This window comes from Maribacter flavus, assembly GCF_008386635.1.
Taxonomy (GTDB): Bacteria; Bacteroidota; Bacteroidia; order Flavobacteriales; family Flavobacteriaceae; genus Maribacter; species Maribacter flavus.
Genome location: NZ_VUOE01000001.1, coordinates 1,582,697 through 1,601,605, shown reverse-complemented (window position 1 = coordinate 1,601,605; position 18,909 = coordinate 1,582,697). Strand labels below are relative to the sequence as shown.

15 protein-coding genes and 1 tRNA gene are annotated in these 18,909 nt (G+C 39.1%); 4 read left to right on the top strand and 12 right to left on the bottom strand.

The annotated features are described in order from the left end of the window. Nucleotides 1–83: 83 nt before the first annotated feature. The 5 genes from F0361_RS06935 to F0361_RS06915 all read right to left on the bottom strand — a co-directional run bounded on the left by F0361_RS06935 (nt 84) and on the right by F0361_RS06915 (nt 11,006). Nucleotides 84–1,826, bottom strand: a complete 1,743-nt coding sequence (locus F0361_RS06935; protein ID WP_154917782.1) for a RagB/SusD family nutrient uptake outer membrane protein — start codon at nt 1,824–1,826, stop codon at nt 84–86. 15 nt (nt 1,827–1,841) lie between these two features. After that, on the bottom strand, nt 1,842–4,997 hold the full coding sequence (locus F0361_RS06930) for a SusC/RagA family TonB-linked outer membrane protein (protein ID WP_154917781.1): 3,156 nt from the start codon (nt 4,995–4,997) through the stop codon (nt 1,842–1,844). 6 nt (nt 4,998–5,003) lie between these two features. Then, nucleotides 5,004–6,623, bottom strand: a complete 1,620-nt coding sequence (locus tag F0361_RS06925; RefSeq protein WP_138256710.1) for a glycoside hydrolase family 32 protein — start codon at nt 6,621–6,623, stop codon at nt 5,004–5,006. A 20-nt stretch (nt 6,624–6,643) separates the two neighbouring features. After that, nucleotides 6,644–8,011 (bottom strand): sugar porter family MFS transporter, encoded by a 1,368-nt coding sequence (locus F0361_RS06920; RefSeq protein WP_138256709.1) that lies wholly within the window; start codon nt 8,009–8,011, stop codon nt 6,644–6,646. A gap of 244 nt (nt 8,012–8,255) precedes the next feature. Continuing rightward, on the bottom strand, nt 8,256–11,006 hold the full coding sequence (locus tag F0361_RS06915) for a substrate-binding domain-containing protein (protein WP_154917780.1): 2,751 nt from the start codon (nt 11,004–11,006) through the stop codon (nt 8,256–8,258). A 475-nt stretch (nt 11,007–11,481) separates the two neighbouring features. Between F0361_RS06915 and F0361_RS06910 the strand changes: the two genes are divergently transcribed. Continuing rightward, nucleotides 11,482–11,724 carry a hypothetical protein gene (locus F0361_RS06910; RefSeq protein ID WP_138256707.1) on the top strand — a complete coding sequence of 81 codons (243 nt, stop codon included), beginning with the start codon at nt 11,482–11,484 and terminating at the stop codon, nt 11,722–11,724. A 309-nt stretch (nt 11,725–12,033) separates the two neighbouring features. On the opposite strand, the gene F0361_RS06905 is transcribed toward F0361_RS06910, so the two are convergent. The 4 genes from F0361_RS06905 to mce all read right to left on the bottom strand — a co-directional run bounded on the left by F0361_RS06905 (nt 12,034) and on the right by mce (nt 13,425). Next, nucleotides 12,034–12,279, bottom strand: a complete 246-nt coding sequence (locus F0361_RS06905) for a hypothetical protein (RefSeq protein ID WP_138256706.1) — start codon at nt 12,277–12,279, stop codon at nt 12,034–12,036. Between the two features lie 2 nt (nt 12,280–12,281). After that, the gene (locus tag F0361_RS18960; protein WP_138256705.1) at nt 12,282–12,551 is read right to left on the bottom strand and encodes a helix-turn-helix domain-containing protein; all 270 of its coding nucleotides are present in this window, start codon (nt 12,549–12,551) and stop codon (nt 12,282–12,284) included. Nucleotides 12,552–12,857: 306 nt separating this feature from the next. Continuing rightward, nucleotides 12,858–12,934, bottom strand: a tRNA-Ile gene (locus F0361_RS06895). A gap of 89 nt (nt 12,935–13,023) precedes the next feature. Beyond that, entirely contained in the window at nt 13,024–13,425 is a 402-nt protein-coding gene (mce, locus tag F0361_RS06890; RefSeq protein ID WP_154917779.1) for a methylmalonyl-CoA epimerase, read from the bottom strand. Nucleotides 13,426–13,489: 64 nt separating this feature from the next. Between mce and rbfA the strand changes: the two genes are divergently transcribed. Together rbfA and F0361_RS06880 are read left to right on the top strand one after the other, a co-directional pair. Then, nucleotides 13,490–13,882, top strand: a complete 393-nt coding sequence (rbfA, locus tag F0361_RS06885; RefSeq protein ID WP_154917778.1) for a 30S ribosome-binding factor RbfA — start codon at nt 13,490–13,492, stop codon at nt 13,880–13,882. Nucleotides 13,883–13,885: 3 nt separating this feature from the next. After that, nucleotides 13,886–15,091, top strand: coding sequence for an ABC transporter permease (locus F0361_RS06880; RefSeq protein WP_154917777.1), 1,206 nt, complete (start codon nt 13,886–13,888; stop codon nt 15,089–15,091). Here F0361_RS06880 and dusB read toward each other — a convergent pair. From dusB to F0361_RS06865, 3 genes are all read right to left on the bottom strand, one after another. Further along, a complete protein-coding gene (gene dusB / locus F0361_RS06875) occupies nt 15,088–16,086 on the bottom strand; it encodes a tRNA dihydrouridine synthase DusB (RefSeq protein WP_154917776.1) in 999 nt (332 codons plus the stop codon). The two genes, F0361_RS06880 and dusB, sit on opposite strands and share 4 nt — an antisense overlap. A 132-nt stretch (nt 16,087–16,218) precedes the next feature. Further along, nucleotides 16,219–16,518, bottom strand: coding sequence for a hypothetical protein (locus tag F0361_RS06870; protein WP_154917775.1), 300 nt, complete (start codon nt 16,516–16,518; stop codon nt 16,219–16,221). A gap of 18 nt (nt 16,519–16,536) precedes the next feature. Further along, nucleotides 16,537–17,763, bottom strand: coding sequence for a M28 family peptidase (locus F0361_RS06865; protein ID WP_154917774.1), 1,227 nt, complete (start codon nt 17,761–17,763; stop codon nt 16,537–16,539). Between the two features lie 32 nt (nt 17,764–17,795). On the opposite strand from F0361_RS06865, the gene F0361_RS06860 reads away from it, so the two are divergent. Continuing rightward, nucleotides 17,796–18,902, top strand: coding sequence for a TolB family protein (locus F0361_RS06860; protein WP_154917773.1), 1,107 nt, complete (start codon nt 17,796–17,798; stop codon nt 18,900–18,902). The last annotated feature ends 7 nt before the right edge of the window (nt 18,903–18,909 follow it).

The window sequence follows — 18,909 nt, the reverse complement described above, 5'->3', positions numbered from 1 at the left end:
CTGTAATAAAAAGGCACGGGAAAGATTTTCCCGTGCCTTTCAAACTAACAAAACTAACTCAACTTATTATTGTCCTTGAAAATTTAATACCCGGGATTTTGAACATATAATCCACCAGTAAAATCAATTTCTCTTTGTGGTATTGGGTAATATTCATCTCTACCTGCTGTAAAACTAGCGTTTGCGAGAAAATCTCTTTTAGTCTTTTCTTCTGCCAAATATGCATTTAGTGTTTCCTCCGCAATTCCCCATCTTACTAAATCATACCACCTATGTCCTTCCATGGCAAACTCCAACCTTCTTTCAAACATTAAGGCCTGCCATGCATATTCCTTCGATGGAAAAGAAGCGTAAGTACCTATGTTATAAATATCAGTTGCCCCTGCATCCAAAGGCCTTTGAGTACTAGCAGCAGCACGATTTCTAACTTGATTAATTATAGGTAAGGCCTCATCCCATCGGTCTAATTGAATTAAAGCTTCTGCCTTCCAGAGGAGAACATCGGCATACCTAATAAAATCAACGTTTTTGGAAGTGCCCACAAATGGTCCTTCCTTAACATAGCACGAACAATCAGGCGCTTGCTGCTCTTTCATATTCCCGAAAAAGCCATATACTCCCGGATCTCTTGCCCAACTAAAATTATATATCATGTCTCCTGTATCATTTACCGTATTTCTATATTTATAAGGCCTTCCAGGTATTCCCACCGTATGATCAATCCTTGGGTCAACACTTAATCCACTGTCGGGGGGGGTAATTCCATTTGCATCTACGTTGGTGAAAATGTCGGAGTCATTAAACGTTTCCAATAAGGGAAGTCCGTTTCCATCAGTCCTAAATGCATTTACCATATTCTGACTGGCCAAATGAAATCCACAACAGCCATAAAGCCCTGTACCATGTGGCGAATTTAACCCAGTTACAAAACTCACCCTTCCCACAGTTGTACCATCATTAATTGAAAACTGGGCAGCCCAGATAGATTCCGGTCCATTGTCAAATCCATCCAAGAAATTTTCCCCAAAATCCGGTTGTAGACTACCGGTAACTTCATCCGCATAATCAATCACCTCCTGTAAACGTGAGGTATTTATATTCGTTACTTGATGTTGATCATTTTGCTCATAAGCTTGAAACAACCTTAATTTGGCTAAATATGCAGCAGCAGCATTTCGGTCTGCCCTGCCAACTTGATCTTGAGCTTGTGGTAGATTGTCATAGGCAAAAAGAAAATCATCAGCGATTGTATTCCATAAAGCATCATTATCTACATCATTTGAGGTCTGTGCAATTTCTTCTTGGGTTAAATTCTCGGTGATATATGGTATTTTTTTAAAAATCAACTTTAACATAAAATGCGAATGAGCTCTTAAAAAGCGTAATTCTGCTTGTCTAGTTGTTTTTTGTGCATATTCACTGTCCGGTATATCATTGATGACAGATAGTGCAAAGTTTGCCCTAGAAATCGCCTTGTAATAATCGGTCCACGTTCTAGGCGCCATCCAATCTCCCATATCTGCAATAGTGAGATTGTATTGCTCATATTTATCTACAACGTCAACATCACCTCGGCCGCCACCGCCTTTATAAGCATCGTCCGAACGTACACTACCATAAACCCATTGATGTGTTAATGGTCCAATCATTTCATCATTGGCAATTCCTGCATATGCTGCAATGACCAAAGATTCCGCATTCTCGGCGGTTGCCACGTTTTCGCTGGACAATACCCCCTCAGGTTCGTACTCTAAATAATTATCTGAACAGGCAGTGAGCAAAAGGGTTGCGCATATCACCGTTGTTATTATTTTATTATATTTCATGATTATCGCTATTTGTTAAAAGTTAATGTTCAAGCCTAGTGAATACACGGTTGGTACCGGAATACGGTTCACATCTATTCTCTCTGGATCAGCTCCAATATATCCTTTGGGGGTAAACCAAAATAAATTTTCTCCTTGCAGGTAAACTCTTAAACCGGTCATTCCTGCCATTTTTCCTATCACATCAGTTGGCAATGAGTATCCCACTTGCATATTCCTTATTTTAAAGTAAGAGTTGTTTCTAAAAATATAGTCTGAAGTATCCGTAAAGTTGTTTACCAAGGAAAGTGAAGGTATCGAAGAATCTGTATTTTGAGGGGTCCATGCATTTAACACGCCAAGACCCGCATTATCTCTACCCTGTACAAAGTTGTTCCAAAAAATATAGGAGTCAACACCTATACGACCGGCAACCCCTGAACCAAAAACAGAGAAATCAAAATTCTTGTATCCTAAATCAAGACGTATACCATATTCTAAGTCAGGTAAGGTATTACCAATAAAATCACGGTCATTGCTGTCGATTACACCATTGTTGTCAATGTCCACAATTTTTATACCTCCCGGTCTAGCATTGCCTGTTTGCACCCCTCCGGTAGGATGGGAATCAACATCTGCCTGGCTTTGAAAAAGACCATCTGTGCGATAGCCAAAAATTGCCGTTTGTGATTGTCCAAGAATTGAATTTTGGGCCGTCCCAGGAAAGGCTGCTCTCACCTCCTCTGGTAGAAATGTAATTTCGTCCTTAAAAGCACCAAAATTAGTGGAAACACCAAGAGAGAATCCGCTTTCCCATACATTAGAATATCCTAAGTTAAATTCCCAACCTCTAGCAGCAGTTGCGGCACCGTTCAATACTCTTTGTTGACCTTCTCCAATTACAGATGCAATGGGAGGAGTAGTCAAGATATCCGTGGTCTCCCTAGTAAAATAATCAAAGGATCCGTTTATTTTATTGTTTAAAAACCCAAAATCAATACCATAGTTCCATTCTTTGGTTGTTTCCCATTTCAAATTAGGGTTAGGAGCCTGAGTTGAGACGAACCCTGAAGGCAGCGTGCCTGTATTGTTTCCATTTATATCATATGCCGTACCCACATTATAGTAAATTTCAAAAAATCCTCCTGTCAACTGAGCTTGATTTTGACCGTAACGAGACTCATATAAACCAAACCGAGCCGTATTACCAATCTCTTGGTTACCTACTTCTCCATAACCTGCCCTTAGTTTTAAATTGGAAAGTATTTCACTGTCTTTGAGAAATTCTTCCTGACTAATTCTCCAACCCAGTGTAGCTGCTGGAAAAATACCATATCTATTGTTAGCTCCAAACCTTGAGGAACCGTCTCTACGGATTGTAAAGGATGCCAAGTATTTATCATCAAATGAATAGTTTAATTTCCCAAATTGTGAAGCGAGGCTGTATTGGGTAGATATACCATTATTTGTTCTCGCACCAGTTGCGGCGGAAAGCACAAAATAAGATTCTTGTTCTACTGCAAAATCATCTGCTTGCGCAAAAATAGTATCAAAATCTTCTCTTATAGACTCAATACCCAATAGCGCTCCAAATCTGTGTTTCCCAACTTCTAAATTATAATTCAAAGTGTTTGAAAAAGTTAATGTTCTCAATTTATTGGTGTCAAAAATTAACCTGTTATTACTTCGAGTGACAAAACCGTTAAATACTTTTGGCTCTATATTTTTACGTTTGAAATCACTAAAGTCTATTCCTAAACTAGAGCGGAACTTAAGATTATCAAGTATGCTCAATTCTGCAAAAACATTACCGAAGAAATTGTTTTTTATAGCATTGTCCCACCTGTTTAAATATTGCATTAATAGTGGGTTGTTTCTATCCGAATACCCAGCCCCCAAAGGACCTGCAAACTCTCCATTTGCATCATAAACAGGAATGGTAGGTGCAAGGGTAATGGACAAACCGGTTGTAGGCGCTCCACCAACATCACTTGCTACCAATGTTTCATTTGAAGTTGATATTTGTGTATTAACTCCAAATTTTAATCTGTCGTTAAATAAATTTGTAGTACCATTAATTTTACCAGTATATCTATCATAACCTGTAAACTTCAGCATACCTGTATTCTTTAAGTATCCAAGGTTTATTAATAAAGAAGATTTTTCTGAACCTGTGGTAACAGTAACCTCATTGTTAAATACATATCCTGTCTCGTAAACTTCGTCTTGCCAATTGGTATTACCTGAAGGTACATTTGGGTCTCCTCCTACAAAGGGCTGAACAGTAACGCTGTTTAGTATGGGATTGTTAAAGTCATTATTCCAATCGAAATTGTATATTTCACCATAACCTGCATTTGGATCTGCTCCATCATTTACGGATGCCCTCCACAAAGCTTCACCACGTTGTTGGGAACTCAACATATCATAGCGCTGTTTTCGCTCTGATTGGACAGATAAATTGGAATTGATACTAACCGTTAGTCGTTCTCCTTTAAGACCTCCTTTAGTACTTACAACGATGACCCCGTTTGCGGCTCTTGACCCATATATTGAAGAGGCCGACGCATCTTTCAATACTTGAATGGATTCGATAGTTGCAGGATTTAAACTTGCGAATACCTCTTGCCTTTTTGTTGGAACACCATCTATAATGTAAAGCGGATCATTATTCCCCAAAGTAGTAAGTCCTCTAATCAGTATCCTGCTGTTCAACCCTGTAGGGTCACCGGATTTTTCAATAAAAAGACCTCCCACCCTTCCTTGTAGTGCTTGCATGGCATTACCGGAACTTAAACTTTGACCTTCTATTGGGGCAATATCAACTACTGTAACCGCTCCGGTCAAATCTACCTTACGCTCCGTGGAATATCCTGTCAATACTACTTCATCAAGTTGTTGGGCATCTTCTTTTAGGGCAACATTTATTAGTGACTGCCCGTTCACAGGAACTTCCTGGGTGGTAAATCCAATATAGCTAAATACAAGGGTTGCATCGTCGGCTACATTGTTCAATTCATAATTACCATCAAAGTCAGTGGTTGTTCCAATTGTTGTTCCTTTAATAATTACCGAGGTTCCAGGTAAAGGAGTACCGTCATCTGAGGAAGTAACAGTACCTGTAATCCGACCTTGGGCGGACAGACCTATTGGAACAAATACCATTAAAAATAGTAAGAGTTTTAATTTCATAATTTTCTAGTTTAAGTTAAATTTAAGTTGATGTATTTCAATGTATTCGAGTTTAGATTCATCTAACGGAGCTTCAAAATAGAAACTATCGAGAGGTGCTTGTGGAAAGAATATTTCTGTCATAACGGTTTGGCCGTCGTCAAAAAACAATTCTATGGAAGTTTTATCCAGAACAATTGTACCTGACCAATCCTTTTGTGTAGAAATCCTTGGAGCTATGGCAATCCGGTCACTAAATCTGTCCGAAAAATCAGTTATCCCAGCCTTATTTCTATCTACAAAATAATTTCCCTCTGTGACGTCGTAACCAAATCGTAACTTATCCCCTTTGCTATTCGTCAATTCAAAAGTGTAAATCCCATCAACCAAATCTTCAACTTTAAAGTTAATCCGAGCACGAGTAAAATCGATAGCCTTAGAAGTAGTTAGCAAAGTCTTTCCTTCAAGTGGGACATCTGAATTTTTTAGCTTCTCAACCTCAAATTCATTTAGTTCTGGAACAGGATTCGAGACTAATCGAAACGTATTTTCACCCTTTGTCAATTCCAATGTGCGGGCTATTGTCATTGCACTTCGCCATTTTTCAGTAGGGACCTCGTTGGCATACAACCAATTGGACATCCATCCCATAAATAGCTTGCTGCCATCCTTGTTTTCAATATTGGAAAAGGTAACGCCCGCATAATCGTCACGACCATAGTCTACCCAGAAACTATGCTCTTTTTCCATCTCCTGTTTGAATGATTCGTCCAAAATAAAATCTGAACCATCAAAATCTCCTACAAAATATTGGGTAGCAGAGCCTGTATTAGGCCCTCCAGGATTAATACTCACCAACAAAACCCATTTTTTTTCTGACTTGCCAATAACAGGTAATTGAAAGAAATCCGGACATTCCCATACTCCGTCATGATTACCGATACCCTCTCCAAAACTTGTAAGTTTCTCCCATGACTTTAGGTCTTTTGAGGTGTAGAATTGTATCTCTTGGCCTGCGGCCAAAACCATTGTCCATCTTTTCCTCTCATTATCCCAGCTAACTTTTGGGTCTCTAAAATCTCTGAAACCTGGATTTTTTAAAACAGGATTATCTTCATATTTTGTCCATGTAAGTCCTTCGTCCAGCGAATAAGCGATACTTTGATTTTCCACATCTATTTCACCCGTTTTCTCTTTTTTAGGGTCGTGGCTGGTGAAAATTGCAACTATAGGTATTTTGCCATCTACTCCAAATCCTGATGTATTTTCGTGGTCTACAACAGCACTACCGGAAAAAATATAGCCCAAATCATCTGGATACAGCGCTATTGGTTGCTCTTTCCAATTGAACAAATCACTACTAACCGCATGTCCCCAATGCATAGGCCCCCATTTAGTACCATCTGGATAGTGTTGAAAATATAGGTGGTAATACCCGTTATAAAAAAACATTCCATTTGGATCGTTCATCCAACCTGTATCTGGTGAAAAATGGAAATTTGGACGGTATAACAATTCATTGGAACTGACAAGTGTATCTTGCTTATCTTCAACATTGTCGTTTCTCCTTTCCATAGAATTTTTACAAGAAGCTATCATTGAAAAAATTCCTATTACGATAGTTAATTTTAATGCTTTATTTTTCATTTTTATGGTCTTTATAATTTTCAGTTAGATTTCCCTTCATTAAAACCAATAATATTTTCGATTTTGTCCTTCCTTCCCCTTGTTAGGGTATTACTTAACTCTTCTAGCGATATACCCTTTGTTTCCGGCATTACAAAAGCCACAAACAACAATTGCAGTACCATCATAAAAGCAAAAAAAGCAAACACCGTACCTGCACCAATTGCTGTGAATAATACAGGCACCAACGAGGGAATAATGGCTGCCAAAATCCAGTGCACCGAACTACCGAACGACTGACCCGAGCCTCTTAAATGATTTGGAAAAATTTCAGAAATGAACACCCAGATTACGGTTCCCTGTCCTACAGCATGTGCAGCAATAAAGAGAAATAGAAAAATAGGCACTGCAATACTTTCCCAGTGTAGGAAAAAAGCACAAGCTACTAGTGATAGGGAAATAATGTACCCGACAGAACCTATGTACATTAGTTGTTTTCTTCCTAGCCGATCAATTAGCAAGACTCCTATAAGGGTAAAAATCATATTGGTTACCCCTATCCCAATACTGCTTAATAGAGCGGTACTTTCGCCTAAGCCTGCCTCTTCGAATATTCTAGGGGCATAATAAAGAAATGCATTGATGCCAGAAAATTGATTGAACATTGCAATTAAAAAAGCCAACATCAGTGGAAACCTATATTTCTTTATAAGTATATTTTCGTCGGAAACGTTGTTTTTGCTTTCTGTCCTAATTTCTAGCAACAATACTTCTGGATCTTGTTCAGGATTGATAAGTTGTAATACCTTTTTCGCCTCATCAGTACGCATTTTGGTCAACAACCACCTTGGACTTTTTGGAACCGTAAGTACGAACAGGGTATAAACAAATGCAGGTATGGCCTCTACGCCTATCATCCATCGCCATGCATTTTCTCCAACACCGCTTAACAAGTAATTCGATAAGAAAGCTATTAAAATGCCGAAAACTATATTAAATTGGTAAAGTCCTACCAACTTCCCACGGTCCTTTGGTGGAGCTATTTCAGAAATGTAGGCAGGAGCTGCTATGGTTGATGCACCTACTCCCAGACCACCAATAAATCTGAATATTGCGAAAGTTATAGGGTCATTTGCAAAAGCCGAACCTAATGCAGATACTGTATAGAGTATACCTATCCATAATAAAGTTTTCTTTCTCCCAATCTTATTCGTAGGAATACCACCCAAAATTGCCCCAACTACGGTTCCCCACAAGGCCATCGCCATTACAACTGTACCATGGAACATATCGGAAGATTGCCATAATGCTTGTAGTTTTTTATCGGCTCCTGAGATGACTACTGTGTCAAAGCCAAAAAGAAAACCAGCCAATGCAGCGGTAATCGACCAAATCCATATTTTTCTCATAATCGTAATTCTCTAGTGATGTCACTAAAGTATTCGCAAAAATGAAGTGTGTAATTTGATAATGTGTCAATGTGTTATGCTTTGGTTAAGAAACATATCACAAAATGTTAAGTAATTGATAATCAGTATTTTAAAATAATTTTTTAACATTATCGAGCATGTAGCAAGTATATTCATGTTACATTATGTTCGATATTGTTACTTCTAAGATGAAAAGTGTTGGAAGGAATGGTTGAACTGTAACTCAAACAGACTTACGAAACGCCGCAGGGGAAATACCGTATTTGTTTTTAAAGGCAGTAGAGAAGTAATTTGGAGAAGAAAAACCATTGGAATAAGCAATTTCTGAAACTGTTAATGAGCCATTTTCGAGCATGGTTTTAGCCTTTTCCAAGCGGATATTGCCTATGTAATCACTAATGCTTATACCCATAATTGCCTTGACCTTTCTGTATAACTGGACACGTGAGATAGTAAGATTTTCAGCCAGATTTTCAACTGAATAATCAGAATTGCCCAAATTATCATTTATCAATGTATTTAATTGGCTAATAAATTTTTGTTCTATATCCCCAAAGGAATTTATTTCTTCAATTTTATGGATGTTACTGGTAAAATAATACCTGAGTTTTTCTCTATTATAGAGCAAAGACTTAATTGACTGAATCAAAATAGAATAGCTGAATGGTTTCGTAAGATACAAATCTGCTCCGGATTGAAGTCCTTTGATATAGGATTCCTTATTGCCTAGTGCAGTTAGTATTACAGTAGGTATGTGCGATGTACGCAAATCCTTTTTTAAAATCTCGCAAATTTCGAAGCCATCTTTATCCGGAAGATTAATGTCACAAAGTATAATGTCCGGAATAGTCTCAAAAGCTTTCTCAATTGCATCCGTACCTTCTGATAAATGAATATCATACTCCAACTGTAGTTTATTTTTAAGGAACAAAGAAAGATCTTTATTGTCCTCAATTATCAAAACTGAATATTTCTCTTTGTTTTTGCTAGGAGCCTGAATTAAATAATTATCATCTATTAATTGGTCAGAAGAAAAATCGATTATATTGGAATCAACCAAATCTTGTTCCGATATGATTTCTGATTCATCTAGATGTGCTTGACCTTTGTAAAGTGATACAATAAACTCCGTACCGTGTAGAGATTCAACTTCAATATTACCTTTGTGCATCTCCACAAATTCCTTGCTCAAATGTAAACCTACGCCGGAGCTGTTTTTTCTATTATTAGAACCTTTAAAAAATGCTTGAAAAACACCATCTATTTCGTTCGAAGGTATACCAATTCCTGTGTCCTTAAAGTGAATTTTCACAATATTGGCACTTTCATCATCTTTTATATATACACCTATTTTACCATTGTCTGGTGTGAACTTAAATGCATTGGAAAGAAGATTGAAATATACCTTATCCATTAAATTTCTATCTATAAAAATATCCAAGGATTCATTATTGGAAGTTAATTTGAAATCAATATTTCTTTTCATGGCTTCCCTTTCAAAATCTTGGAATATTAATTTTGAAAAGTTGTATAAATTAGTTTTGGATGCCTTTAGATTAAAATTACGGTCTTCGATTTTTCTAAAATCAAGTAATTGATTAATTAATCTCAATAACCTATTGGAGTTATTATGTATTAACTCTATTTCGTTCCCCATTCTGGAGCCTTTTTCTTTAGCATAGTCGCTTATCGACTCTATAGAACTTAAAATTAACGTGAGGGGCGTTTTAAATTCATGAGAAAGCCCTGTGAAAAAATTTAGCTTTGCTTCATTGCTTATTTTGATCTCCTTCGCAATTTTTTCGATTTGATTCCGCTGCACGGTAACCTTTTCGTTAGTCAATTCCAGTTGCCTATTTTTCTTTCGAATTGCAAAGATGGAATAAACGCTATATACTGTAAGGCTTAGAATAATTGCCAACAATGCCATTGTAATTTTAAGAAGGTTGTTTTGCGAATAATAAAGTTCCTCTTGTAATTTTATCGCAGCCAACTGTTCTTCCATTTGATCTTGTTGATCATTTATCTTTTCAAATTGGTTGTTCATAATGTCAGCGTTCAACTCGTTGATAATAGTAGTCGAGAGAATGTTATTTTTAGGTATAGATTCGTTATCTAGGATTTTCAAAGCCAATTTAATTGCTTCATCTCCACCAGTAGGATAGAGAACCGTTGCCTTTAAAATTCCATCTTTTACCGCCTGAATTCCTCCATTAGTTCCAGCTAGACCATCTACTCCAATAAAACTAATTTCATTTTCTATTCCCAACTCGCGTGCTACCTCCCATGCACCAACTGCCATTCTATCATTATGGGCAAATACATAATCAACTTTAATATCGTTATTTAGCAGTTGTCTCAGCGATTCCTGAATAGACTCCTTCTCCCAGTCCCCTTCTATTTTCGCAACTATCTTTGCATTTTTGAATTGATTTATTACCTGTTGAAAACCCATCGTCCTTTCTTCTGCAGGAGAAGATCCGGCCATACCTCTTATTTCAATAATTCGAATTGAGTCTTTTCTATTTGAAGCGATAATTTCCTTAGCCGCATTTCTTCCTATTTCGATATTATCAGCTCCCAAATAGGCTGTATATTGTTGACCTTCAGTTTTTCTGTCTACAACCAGAACAGGAATACTGGCATTAATTGCTTTCCTAACAACCGCCGTAATGGGTTTAGATTGAATAGGCGATACAATTAGAACATCTACGCTATCTGCAATCAGCTCATCTATCTGTTTTATTTGTGTAAGCACATCATAATTAGCATCTTTAATTTGCAAATCAATTTCAGGGTTCATTGAAGCCTGCAATTCCATGGAGTTATTCATGGAACGCCTCCAATCGTCATTCGTCATAGCCTGGGAAAAACCAATATGTATTTTTTCAACGTCTTTACTTCTGTCACATGACAAAATGGAAAAAGCCAATGAAATATTGATTAAGATGAAAATATACCTGATATGTTTCATGAATTTGTGACGAGCATAAGTTTAATTAAATTGAAATTTATCCATCCTTTTCTATTAAAAGTTGAAAAAAATATTTGAAAAATTACAAATTTGGGTAAATATTCCCAATTGAATACTCTTTTAAAGTAGTGTATTTTTGAATAGTTTTATGATTAAAACTACTTCACTTCTTACAATCCCTTCTTTTTACGGTGTTAGAGCTTCCGCCTGTAGATTTTTCACTAATGAGGTTTTTTAATTGTAACAATTGGTAGGTTTAAATAAACCTGTTTAACCTAAAAGAATTGTAGCAAATTGTTATAATCTTAAAGAAAAGTAATAGCAAAATTGCTATGGCCAAATACCATAAACTTTTCTATCATGAAGTACTAAAAATGTTTAAAGAACTATTTTTTAAAGTTCAAAGTAAATGATTTCCTGCAAACATAGATTTTTAGTTGCCCGATTTTTGTATTTTTATTTTTATAGAATTGATATGAGCACTTCTGAACTAAATACTACAAAAAAGGAACTCGTTAATTGGATTGAGTCTTTAAAGGATGATACGCTTGTTGGGTTGCTCAATTCTGTAAAGCTTTCCAGTGAGGGTAAATCGGGGGATTGGTGGGATGAACTGACCGAAAGTGACAGGGTCAATATTCTTGCCGGTATCAGGGATTTTGAACAAGGAGGTACAATGAGTTCAAAAGATTTTTGGAACGGTCTGGCCAATGGATAATTTTGTTCAGGTAAAGTGGACAGAAAGATCACTTTCAAATGCACTTGACATTAAGGAATTTCTTAGGGTCAAATTCAATAAAAAAGAAGTCCTTAAATTTGAGAACCTGCTAAAACAATTTGAAAATACGGTTTCGAATTTCCCGACCCTTTACCCCGAATCTAAAAGTAAAAAACTAATAAGGAGGGCCGTCATACACAAAAGAACGACAGTGTATTATGTGTTCAAAGGGAATATTGTCACTATAATCGCCATGAAAGACAATAGACAACTTAAACCAAAGTATTAAAAATCAGTAAAATTAGGTTTCTATAACCCTAAACCTTTGTTCCTTGTTTTTTTAAAACTGTTTTCTACCGATTTTTCCTGTTTCTTATCTTTTAAAAGTTTGGCTTCATCAATAAAGCACTGCATTCCCAAATGCATTGGATTATCGGGCATGATTTTTTCTTGATTCTGAATCAAAGGAGTTTTAAGGTTCAACTCTTCAGCCAAACGATAGCCTAAATTAAAGGCGCTTTTAAACTTTTCGTCAACTTTAATCTCTTCTTCCATAGTTAAAAAGTTTCACGTGCGTGTTTTTCAATGTATTCCATAATAGACACTCTGTCGTATAGAATAATCTTCTTTTGAGGCTGTGAAAACCTGACCTTTCCTTCATCCCTTAGTTTTTGAAGGGTGGTAGTCGACTTAATTTTCAAAATCGACATAGCCTCCTCACCATCAATCCATCTCTCTGGTGTGTTTGGTCTTTTCGATTCTACATGTTCAATTACTTTCCGAAACAATGCATAAAATGCTTCCTCTTGTAGACAAACAACTTGCATAATTGAAAATCGGTTGGTTTAATTATTGCTTAAGGAATATATTAAAATATATCCTAGTGGATTGAATAATTAGATAAACTGTCTAAAAAAGTCAATAAGTGGGACTGAATAATGAATGTCAATTATATTTAAACTAAGAGAGTATTGAATATGGCAAACCCGAGCCATATTGTGTTCAATATGTAAACGAAATAGTTTTAAATAAAAAGTGAAAACACCAAATCCTACATTCCAAAAAAGCACGCTGAAAGCACGCTGATGAAACAAATAAGGCAGTCACAAAGTATTGTGACTGCCTTATTTTACTGGTGGTCCCACATGGGCTCGAACCATGGACCCCCTGATTATGAGTCAGGTGCTCTAACCAGCTGAGCTATAGGACCCGCAAATTGCGGATGCAATATTACCACTTATTTTTATATGCCACAACATTTTAGGTTGCCAATTCAACCGGTCCGCAATGACCAATTGCCTATTTGATTTCTTGGCATAATTCTATCAATATACCGTTCGTGGACTTAGGATGCACAAAGACCACCCATTTATTATCGGCGCCTCTTTTTGGTTCATCACCCAAGACTTCAAAACCCTCTTGTTTTAAACGCGCTATTTCGGAACGAATATCGGCTACTTCAAAAGCAACATGGTGAATACCCTCGCCCTTTTTTGCCAAAAACGTGGCAATGGGGCCGTTATCGTTCAAGGACTCCAAAAGCTCTATTTTGTTGGGGCCATTTTTAAAAAAAGAAGTTCTAACACCTTCAGAGGCAACCACCTCTTCCTTATAAGGTGCCTCTCCCAACAATTTTTCGAACAGCGCATTTGAATCTTCCAAATTTTTTACGGCAACTCCCAAATGTTCAATTTTTTTCATCACTTACAGTATCTGTGCCCTATAGAATAATAACAAGATACATTATTCTATGTATTTTTGCCGTATGGAAACACAAAGACAACGAAAAATCGCCGGGGTCATTCAAAAGGATATTGTAGCTATCCTTCAAAAAGCCGCCATAGAAGGGGGGCTTAGGGGTACCTTGATTTCCGTTTCCAAGGTTTCCGTCACGACCGACCTTTCCATAGCCAAGGTCTACATCAGTATATTTCCAACAGAACAGGCCAAGGAATTGTTGGAAGGCATTAAATCCAACCAGCCCTTGATCAAGCACGAACTGGCCCAACGTACCCGAAACCAATTGCGCAGGGTTCCGGAATTGTTGTTCTATTTGGACGACTCGCTCGATTATATAGAAAAAATAGAAAAGTCCTTGAAAGGGGAGGAAAACCCTATTGAGAACAGGGACTTGTTGCCAAGAAGAAAAAAGTCCTGATTCTTGAACTTTCCGCTCTATATCGCCAAAAGATATGTGCGCTCCAAGAGCTCACAAAATGCGGTAAACATCATTAATTTTATCACTTTTCTTGTCATCGTCATTGGTTCAGCGGCGCTATTTATCGTTCTTTCAGGATTTGCGGGTCTTAAAACTTTTAGTCTTTCCTTTACCAATTCCTTTGATCCAGAACTTAAGGCACAACCGGCCTTCGGGAAATTCTTTTCTATTACTCCAGACCAAGAAAGTCGTTTGGCCAAAATCAATGGACTTACCCATTATTCCAAGGAAGTTGAGGAAAAAGTTTATCTGGAACACAAAGGAAAAAATCACATTGCCTATATCAAGGGCATCGACTCTAACTATATCAAGGTGGTAAATACCGATTCCATTTTATATTTGGGCGATTGGACCATTAACGATCAACAGGTGGTTTCAGGCATAGGCATTGCCAATATACTTAGTGTGACCATTAACCAATTTAGAAGCCCGATGCAGATTTACGCCTTTAAACCTGGGAAAGGGTCTCTTTCGCAGCAAGGGGTAAGTTCGCTCTATAACCGCCTACCTGTTATCATTGGTGGTGTCTATGCGGTGGAGGCCGATTTGGATAACAAATATGTATTCGCCGATCTTTCCTTAACCCAAGCCTTATTGGAAAAAACCGAAGACGAAATTTCCGGTATCAATTTTAAATTGGAGGATGGGGCGGATGAGCAAACCGTCCGTTCCGAAATCGAGGCGGTTTTGGGAGATTCGGTCATTTTGAAAAATCGGCAGGAATTGAATAGCACCCTCTATAAAATGCTGAATACCGAAAATATGGCCACCTACCTCATCTTTACGCTGGTGTTGATCATTGCACTGTTCAATGTGGTGGGGGCAATTATCATGATGATCTTGGACAAACAACAGAATTCCAAAACCTTGTACAGTTTGGGAACTACCATAAAGGAATTGCGCAACATTTATTTTGTTCAAGGAATCTTGGTTACAGGATTTGGGGGATTGATAGGGGTATTGCTGGGGTCGCTATTGGTATGGTCCCAGATTTTCTTTGGGTGGCTTAAGATTACACCCTCTTTGGCCTATCCGGTTGAATTTCAATTGATCAATGTTTTGACCGTGTTAGCGACTATTCTGGTATTAGGCTTTATCGCTTCCAAAATTGCCAGCAGCCGAATCAATAAAAAGTTGATTGCAGCTTAAACTTGCTCGAACTGATAGTCTCCAAATTTTTCAAGCACCTCATCAAAGGCATCAAAAACATCCACGGCATCATCGCTGGTGACCATTTTCATACGGTATTCCTTAAAATTGGGAATCCCTTTGAAATAATTGGTATAATGTCTTCTGGTTTCAAAAACGCCTAGTTTCTCCCCCTTCCAGTCTATGGACATCTGTAAATGCCTTCTTGCGGCGTGCACGCGTTCTTGCATGGTTGGAAGGGCAAGATGTTCACCGGTCTTAAAATAGTGTTTTACTTCCCTAAAAAACCAAGGATATCCAATACTGGCCCTTCCGATCATGGCACCGTCAAGTCCGTATTCATCGCGCATTTTCATAGCGGCCTCGGGAGTGTCCACATCCCCATTTCCAAAAACGGGTATATGCATCCGGGGATTGTTCTTTACTTCCGCAATAGGTTCCCATTTTGCGTAGCCCTTATACATTTGGGCACGGGTACGCCCATGAATGGAAATGGCCTTGCAGCCAACATCCTGTAAACGTTCCGCAACCTCAACGATTTTTATGGAATCCTCGTCCCAGCCCAAACGGGTCTTAACGGTAATGGGGAGTTTGGTATGTTTTACCATGGCATCCGTAAGGGAAACCATCAAGTCGATATCCTTCAAAATACCAGCGCCTGCACCCTTGGATACTACTTTTTTGACCGGGCAACCAAAATTGATATCTATGATGTCCGGGTTTGATTTTTCCACAATCTCCACGCATTGCAACATACTATCCAAGTTGGCCCCAAAAATCTGAATGCCCACAGGACGTTCCTTTTCGTAAATGTCCAACTTCATAACACTTTTGGCAGCGTCTCGAATTAGGCCCTCTGAAGAAATGAACTCGGTAAAGACCACATCGGCTCCCTGCTCCTTGCATAAAGCACGAAAGGGTGGATCGCTCACATCCTCCATAGGAGCCAGTAGCAACGGAAAATCAGGTAGTTCTATATCACCGATTTTGGGCATAACCAAATCATTTGAGGTGCAAAAATAGTAAAAAACGGTCTTTACAAAGGATGCTAATTCAACCCTCCCCATTCCTTTTTCATGGAAGCACCCCTCCATAATCAGGGAGGGGAGCTTTTTTGGGTTTTAAATTCAGCAGGTAACATAAATGAATTTTAGGGAGTAAACCGGCCTATTTTGGGATACGTAGTAAATCCGGGAGTCCTTGGAATTGGCAAAAGGAAATCGCCCACAGAGTATTCCGATGCAATCGGAAACGGCCTGGGCGATGCGGGCCAAAGACTTCTTGGATTTCAAGTATCCCAGAATCAGCCTAGCCTTTTTGGATACTTTTTCGGCGATGGAAAAAGTATCAGAAGAAAAACCCGGACCCTCCGCGTTCCATTTTCGCGAAACACCCATCCCTAATAAGGAAAAGAAACTTTGAAGCAAAGACCTTTTTATTTCAACCTAAAACGAAATAGTTGCTTTGATTTTCTCGCCATTGCGATTAACGATAACTTCCGTGGCATCGCCCTCCTCAAAAATGGAAAGTGCGCGCATGTAGCTCATCATATCCGTTACGGTACTGTCGCCCAATTGAACGACCACGTCCCCCTTTTGGAGTCCGGCCGCGGCTGCAGGCCTACCGTCGGTAACGCCGTCTATGCGCATCCCATTTCCATCAAATAAATAATCGGGCATTACACCCAGGGCTACTTTAAATCGTGGGGTTTCCTCACTTTCGTTTTTCGTTTTTCTAAAGGCCAGCTTTGCGTCGTCGTCCAAATCATAGATGACGGAAAGGATGTAATCCGTGATCATTTCCATCCCTTCATAATTCAGTTTGTCGAAATCGTCCGAAGGCTTATGGTAATCCTCGTGTTGCCCCGTGAAAAAATGCAGTACGGGAATATCCTGTAAATAAAAAGAGGTATGGTCGCTGGGTCCCACACCAGATTCGCTCAACACCAATTTGAATCCGGGGTTGTTACTGTTCAATACCTGACTCCAAATGGGAGCCGTTCCGGTGCCGCTAATGGAAAGGGTCTTATCCTCGCGCATGCGCCCTACCATATCCATGTTGAGCATGTAATTCGCCTTTGACAAATCGATCGTGGGGTTTTTTGAGAAATAATTACTCCCCAAAAGGCCCATTTCCTCTCCGGAAAAGGCCATGATAAGGTAGTTGTGCCGTGTTATCGTATCCATGAGTTTAGCCGCCAATTGCAACAATACGGCCACACCGCTGGCATTATCGTCCGCCCCATTGTGAATGGCCTCGCCATCGGCATACAAAGAGCCTTCTCCCCCCATCCCCAAATGGTCGTAATGGGCGCCAATGATAACGGTCTTATCGGCCTTATTGTCAATATACCCTATGACATTGGTTCCGGTAATGGTGCTATCGCCATCCACAAATTGTACTTCGGCATGCGGGTCATTTTTCGGCTTGAAACTAAAGGTCTGGAAATAGGTGCCTGAGTTCCCTTTGGGCAACAATCCAATACTCCGCATACGTTCTTCCAAATACCGGGCCGCCTCTTTTTCGTACGGAGTACCTGTTTCACGCCCTCGTAGGCTGTCGTTCGCCAAAAAGGCTACATCTTCCCGTAGGGTGACCTTCTTTTGTACTTCTTGTTTGCAGGAGGTCAATACAATAAAAAATACGGACAAAAGTATTAGATTGCGCGGCATAGCTTTTATTTTTGACAAAAATACGCATCTCCATGAGAATTTTATTCCTTTTAGGGCTTATCTGCCTTGTTTTCAGCTGTAAAAACGAAACCAAAAAGACCGAAACAACTCCCGAGCCAACCACCTCCTTAATGGCGGGAGAGGACACCTTGATCTATCCGGAAGAAAAGTATTTTAAAAGCATCCGGCAGATCACTTTTGGCGGGGACAATGCGGAAGCTTATTGGAGTTGGGACGACAAACAGATGATCTTTCAATCCAACAATACGAACTGGGGCCTTAATTGCGATCAAATGTTCTTGATGAACGTGGCCGATGGTATTACGGATTCCATTCCTCCCATGGTCAGCACTGGGTACGGACGTACCACCTGTGCCTATTTTTTACCGGACAACAAACATTTTGTATACGGTTCCACCCATTTGGCGGATAAGGAATGTCCTGAAGTACCGCTTCGCAAAAATGGGAACTACGTCTGGCCCGTCTATGATTCCTTTGATATTTTTGTGGCGGACCTGGAGGGAAATATCACGGCGCAATTGACGGATGAGCCCGGATATGATGCCGAGGCGACCGTTTCCCCAAAAGGCGATAAAATAGTATTTACTTCCACCCGAAGCGGCGATTTGGAACTATACACCATGAACTTGGACGGAACGGACGTAAAACAGATAACCAACGAACTGGGCTATGACGGTGGGGCTTTTTTCTCCCCGGACGGTACCAAGCTTATTTTTAGGGCATCCAGACCCAAAACCCCCGAGGCCATAAAAAAGTATAAGGATTTATTGGCCGAAGGCTTGGTAGAACCAACGGAAATGGAGCTCTTTATTTGTAATGCCGATGGAAGCGATTTGAAACAATTGACCTTTTTGGGAAATGCCAACTGGAGCCCGTTCTTTCATCCTTCGGGGAAAAAGGTATTGTTCTCCAGTAACTTTGAGGCCGAAAAGGGGTTTCCTTTTAACCTCTATTTTATCGACATCGACGGCAAGAATTTGGAGCGTGTAACCCATGGGGAAACCTTTGACGCCTTCCCTGTTTTTTCCAACGACGGTAAATACTTGGCCTTTTCCAGCAACCGAAATAATGGTGGCACCAGGGATACGAATCTCTTTATTGCGGAGTGGCAAGAGTAGCATTTTA

What these genes read in the sequence shown, in the direction of transcription:
- mce (WP_154917779.1), bottom strand. Translation starts at nt 13,425, where the DNA reads ATGAAAAAAATTGAACATTTGGGAGTTGCCGTAAAAAATTTGGAAGAT.
- F0361_RS06910 (WP_138256707.1), top strand. Translation starts at nt 11,482, where the DNA reads ATGAGCACTTCTGAACTAAATACTACAAAAAAGGAACTCGTTAATTGG.
- dusB (WP_154917776.1), bottom strand. Translation starts at nt 16,086, where the DNA reads ATGCCCAAAATCGGTGATATAGAACTACCTGATTTTCCGTTGCTACTG.
- F0361_RS06920 (WP_138256709.1), bottom strand. Translation starts at nt 8,011, where the DNA reads ATGAGAAAAATATGGATTTGGTCGATTACCGCTGCATTGGCTGGTTTT.
- rbfA (WP_154917778.1), top strand. Translation starts at nt 13,490, where the DNA reads ATGGAAACACAAAGACAACGAAAAATCGCCGGGGTCATTCAAAAGGAT.
- F0361_RS18960 (WP_138256705.1), bottom strand. Translation starts at nt 12,551, where the DNA reads ATGCAAGTTGTTTGTCTACAAGAGGAAGCATTTTATGCATTGTTTCGG.
- F0361_RS06860 (WP_154917773.1), top strand. Translation starts at nt 17,796, where the DNA reads ATGAGAATTTTATTCCTTTTAGGGCTTATCTGCCTTGTTTTCAGCTGT.
- F0361_RS06930 (WP_154917781.1), bottom strand. Translation starts at nt 4,997, where the DNA reads ATGAAATTAAAACTCTTACTATTTTTAATGGTATTTGTTCCAATAGGT.
- F0361_RS06865 (WP_154917774.1), bottom strand. Translation starts at nt 17,763, where the DNA reads ATGCCGCGCAATCTAATACTTTTGTCCGTATTTTTTATTGTATTGACC.
- F0361_RS06905 (WP_138256706.1), bottom strand. Translation starts at nt 12,279, where the DNA reads ATGGAAGAAGAGATTAAAGTTGACGAAAAGTTTAAAAGCGCCTTTAAT.
- F0361_RS06925 (WP_138256710.1), bottom strand. Translation starts at nt 6,623, where the DNA reads ATGAAAAATAAAGCATTAAAATTAACTATCGTAATAGGAATTTTTTCA.
- F0361_RS06915 (WP_154917780.1), bottom strand. Translation starts at nt 11,006, where the DNA reads ATGAAACATATCAGGTATATTTTCATCTTAATCAATATTTCATTGGCT.
- F0361_RS06935 (WP_154917782.1), bottom strand. Translation starts at nt 1,826, where the DNA reads ATGAAATATAATAAAATAATAACAACGGTGATATGCGCAACCCTTTTG.